Raw genomic sequence first — 4644 nt, 5'->3', positions numbered from 1 at the left:
CAAGAAAGATGTGAAATTTGAAGGAACTAACTTGGAAACAACCGGGGATGCAGCCATTGAATCAAAAACAGGTACTGTTGAATTTAATGCTGCAAAGAATACAAGTAGCTCCAAAGGTCTGGCGGTAGAGGGAAGTCTTTCTTCCGACGAGATGGGCTCCTATTCTTCGGCTGAGGTGAAAGCCAATACCAGTGATGAATCCACTGAAGTTGCAGGCACATTGAAGGCTGGAGGAAATTTAAGCGTTAAGGCTGATAAAAAAGTTACATTTGTTGGTACCGATGTTGAGGCCGGCAATGAGATAGATGTGCAAGGCAAAGAGGGTATCGATACCCTGGCGACCACCAACACAAAACAGAGTCTCTCCGGAGAACTCAGTGTTGATGATACCGTGGGCGATCCGACCAGTCAGGGGGGAAGCTCAACCGATTTTGGAGTGAATTTATCGGGTGAAGACAGTGTTAGCCACAAGGGTGCTACCTTCAAGTCTGGGGGGCGGAACAAAGATGAAGACTGATGGCAGTCTAAATATGGTTGGTACCCAGATCGATGCCCGTGGTGATGTTGCGCTTGATGCCAAAGGTGATATGAATTTTACAGCCACAAAAAATGAAAGTTCCAAGGCAGGTGTTGGCTTCCAGGGCGGTGATAGCGGCGGCAGTATAGATAATGCCGACATTGGTTATTCTAAAAGTCAGGAAGGTGTGCAGATTAAATCTGCCGACAAAATTACGGCAACAGCCGGCGGCAAAATGAACGAAGAGGGCGATGTCTTTAACGGAGCCCAGGGTGAAGAGATTAATGCTGCTGGTGGTAGGTCCAAAACCGATATTGATAAATCTGTCGGAATAGGCCTGTCATACGACAAAGAAAATGGCGTGTCAGGGAATGTTAATTATGGTGATGTTGGTGTTTCAGGAAGTTCAGGAAGTGTACAGGCCAATATCCCGGAAGGCAGCACTGAAATAGGCGGGGTTAAGGTCGGGTATGGTAAGGACGGGGTCAGCGCTGGCACTCAGGTTGGCGGCGTAGATCTTTCGGGTGGTGTTAAGACCGATGGTTCAGCCTCAGCTGGTGCTGGTTATCAAGGGAATAACGCCGGATATGATACCGACGCTGGTGCTGCGGCTAATGTAAGTGTTGGAGGCTTTGAGGCCTCAGGATCCATTGGTGCAGATGGTAAAATTGGTGGGAAAACCGACATTGCCGGTCTCAAATTAGATTTAGAAAAAGGTGTTTCCGGCAGTGTTGAGCTTGGCGGGGTCGAGCTCTCCGGTGCGGTGAGTGCCAATGGGGTATCGGGTACTGCCGGCGTCGGTGGCAATAGTGTTGGCTATGACTCCGAGCAAGGTGTCGCCGGTTCAGTTGATATTGGCGGAGTAAAGGCCTCTGGGAATATAAATGCTGATGGATCTACTTCTGTGAGTGCCGATGTTGGTGGGGTTAATCTTTCAGGAGGAGTCAATGCCGATGGGACCGTTAACGCTAAGGCCAATGTTGCTGGGGTTGAGCTCGACTCAGAAAAAGGTGTCTCCGGTAGTATTGATATTGGTGGGGTTGAACTGTCCGGTACGGCTGGCATTCATGGCGTGTCCGGCAGTGCTGGCGTCGATGGTAACAGTGTTGGCTATGATTCCGAGAAGGGTGTCTCCGCCAGTGTCGATGTTGGTGGCGTAAAGGTATCAGGAACCGCAGGGGCCAAGGGAGTTTCCATGGATGTGAATGGTGATAGCGTCGAACTCAGTAGGGATGAGGAAGGAAACCTTTCGGCAAAGGCTCAGAAAGGAGGTGTTGAAGCCTCTGGAACCTTTCGGGATGATTCAATTTCTGGCTCCATGAGTGAAAATGGAGCTATGGTTCAAGGAGAAATCGATGATGAAGGAGTTTTGTCCACTCGGGTCGATGTTGGGCGCTAAGCCATTTTTGTCGTTCCCTCCAGGAGGCTTATAAAGTGACGAGCAGTATAGCTATAATAAATTCCACCAGGTAACCAAGAAGAAACAAAGAACCGCCAGCTAAAATCACATCGGCTAATAAATATTAACATTGTTACTAATTTGAATCAGGTTTGTTTAAATGAAAAAAAATATTACCTCCATATCGACCTGCGCTTTGCTTACTGGCGTCATTTTGCTCGACTCCTTACTTTATGTGTCTTTTGCGGCAACTCCGTCAGAAACCGCTGCCGCAATAAATGAGGCCGAAAGGATTCAACGTGAACAGCAACTGCAGCTCGAGCGGGATCGGGAAAAATTACAGGAAAAATCCCAAAAGGATTCAAGAATAGAGGTGCAAGAACCTGAGAGGAAGGAAGTGTTGAGTGGAGGGCAGACTTTTATATTTCATACAATCGAATTGCAGAATGCTACCCTTCTGAGCGAAAAGGAAAAGGGGGAACTGACAAAAAAATATCTCAATAAGGCCATTGATTTCACGGAAATAAATAATTTGCTAAACGACATCCTTGCCTACTATTTCTTGAAAGGATATATCTCGGCACGTGTATATATCATTCCGGACCAGAACATATCTACCGGAATTTTGAGTTTAAAAGTGATGGAGGGGATTGTTGAGGAAATAAGGTTGGAGAATGAAACATCCAGAGTTAATCTCTTTACAGCTTTTCCTTTCATGCAGGGTAGAATTCTCAACCTGCGTGACCTTGAGCAGGGTATCGATCAGATAAACCGTCTGACCTCAAATACTGCAAGTTCCAAACTTCTTCCCGGAACAAAAGATGGGCAGAGCATAATCATCATTGCCAATGAAGATAAATCACCGCTTTCAGGTGCATTTTCTTACAATAACAACGGTTCTGATTCCACAGGAAAAGGACAGGTGGGGCTATCTGCCAATCTGGATAATCCGTTGCGGATTAATGACTCACTGGGAGTATCTATTAATATTACGGAACCGCTTGATGACAGTTTCCAAGAGACTATTCCCGATGTGACAGGCCGTTATTCGCGCTCTGCGCTTTTCAACTATTCAATCCCATTTGGGTATTCCACTTTTGCAGTCGGTGCAAGCAGATCGGAATATGTTACACCCATTAATTTGGCCGATGGCACAACAGCGCACTCCGAGGGAAAATCTGTTAATAAATATGCAACATTTGATTGGAGAATGTACCGAAGCCAAACGGATAAGTTGAATCTTTTTACCACTTTGACTAACAAACGATCTGATAATTATTTTATGGGAAGCTTCATTTCCACCTCTAGCCGCAAACTAGTGGTGTTAGATTTTGGCATAGACTACTCAACAGTGCTACATGGTGGATTTGCATCTGGAAAGCTAACGTATTCCTCCGGCACTAAGCTATTAAATGCTAAACAGGATAGTAGATCCCAGGATTCAAGCTTGCCGAAATCCCAGTTTCAAACGGTGAAATTAAATCTTTCCTATGTGAAGCCGCTCGAAGTGACGGGAGTTAAATCCAATTATTTTGCAAATTTCAGCGGTCAGTACAGCAATGATGTCCTTTTCGGTTCAGAGCAGATTTCAATCGGCGGTTCTTACAGCGTACGAGGATTTCATACCGTTTCTGACTCAAGTGATAGAGGTTGGTATCTACAGAACACATTGACTTTTACCCCAGACATAATGGAATCAAAATTTGGTATTAAGGATTGTTCTGTAAGCCCCTTTATTGGGTATGATGTTGGGCAATTGCTCTCTCATTATTCTCAAGAAAACCGCTGGTTGTCAGGTGCTGCAGTGGGCATCGGCATGAAATATAAAAAACTGTCAGTGAATCTGAACTATTCCCACCCTCTCCTTTCATCAAACAGAACATTTGATATGGATAGCAACAAAAATGGCCGAGTTCTTTTGAGCACTTCTCTTTCATTTTAACTTACGAAAAAAGTTCTCTCGCAGTTCACTGCGGAGAAAGCAATCGGCAAAGTGCTAGTGAAACCCTTTAAGTTCAGAGAGCAGAGAAGATACGTCGCTTCGGTCTAACTCAAGTTTTGGAACGTCATACAAATAATCAGTTTGGCGGATATCTGGCAACATAGCTTGTCTCCTTGCTGAGGTTTAAGTCAGAATCGCAGACAAGATGCGTAGAATCAATAACTATGTTTTAAATTGCGTTGTCGGGATAAGCCAAAGGGAAACTGAAGACCTCTGTTCCGTTACTCTACTCTAGAAAATTGAAAATTTCTACCAAGCTGCCACTACCTTTCACTATATATTTGACTTAACCTTTTTTCACTAGTATTAGTTTTTTTAGTTAGCTAAAGCGCAAGAGCGGCCCCCTTTTCTTTCTTTTCTCTTTTCTCTTTTCCTTTTCGCACTTTTTGCAGCATCATAATGATGTTGCGGTGAAATCAAGTACCGAGCAACAGACAAGTACAGGAAAAATATCCGAAAGGATATGTAGCTTACGAACACAAAAAATAAGCTGAGAAGCATCCTTTGTTATGAAACCGGGATTCACAAGTGCTGGAAATTATGATTTTATGTCCTGTTAATTTTTCCATGTCTATTCGCCACCTTAAGGGTAACAATTACGCTTTAGTTCAAGTTGTCATATTACTATTCACTTTTTGCACATACTATTCTAATGCGCATGCAGGGCAATCGCTTGCAGAACCCCCCTCAATTCACCTCTCCACTGAAGAGAAAGTTTGGCTTAAG

General features: G+C 44.4%; 3 protein-coding genes. All 3 read left to right on the top strand.

Features of this window, described 5'->3' with window-relative positions; genetic code table 11:
• The first annotated feature begins 31 nt into the window (after positions 1–31).
• The 3 genes from HQK80_15640 (at position 32) to HQK80_15630 (ending at position 3858) form a co-directional block, all read left to right on the top strand.
• Complete coding sequence (locus HQK80_15640; GenBank protein MBF0223625.1) at positions 32–517, top strand: hemagglutinin repeat-containing protein; 486 nt, start codon at positions 32–34, stop codon at positions 515–517.
• Positions 507–1916 carry a hypothetical protein gene (locus HQK80_15635; protein ID MBF0223624.1) on the top strand — a complete coding sequence of 470 codons (1410 nt, stop codon included), beginning with the start codon at positions 507–509 and terminating at the stop codon, positions 1914–1916. The genes HQK80_15640 and HQK80_15635 overlap by 11 nt, the downstream gene beginning before the upstream one ends.
• Before the next feature lie 160 nt (positions 1917–2076).
• Positions 2077–3858, top strand: coding sequence for a ShlB/FhaC/HecB family hemolysin secretion/activation protein (locus tag HQK80_15630; GenBank protein ID MBF0223623.1), 1782 nt, complete (start codon positions 2077–2079; stop codon positions 3856–3858).
• The last annotated feature ends 786 nt before the right edge of the window (positions 3859–4644 follow it).

Source organism: Desulfobulbaceae bacterium, assembly GCA_015231515.1.
Lineage (GTDB): Bacteria > Desulfobacterota > Desulfobulbia > Desulfobulbales > VMSU01 > JADGBM01.
The sequence above is the reverse complement of the archived record's forward strand: the minus strand, read 5'-3'. Positions and strand labels throughout refer to the sequence as shown.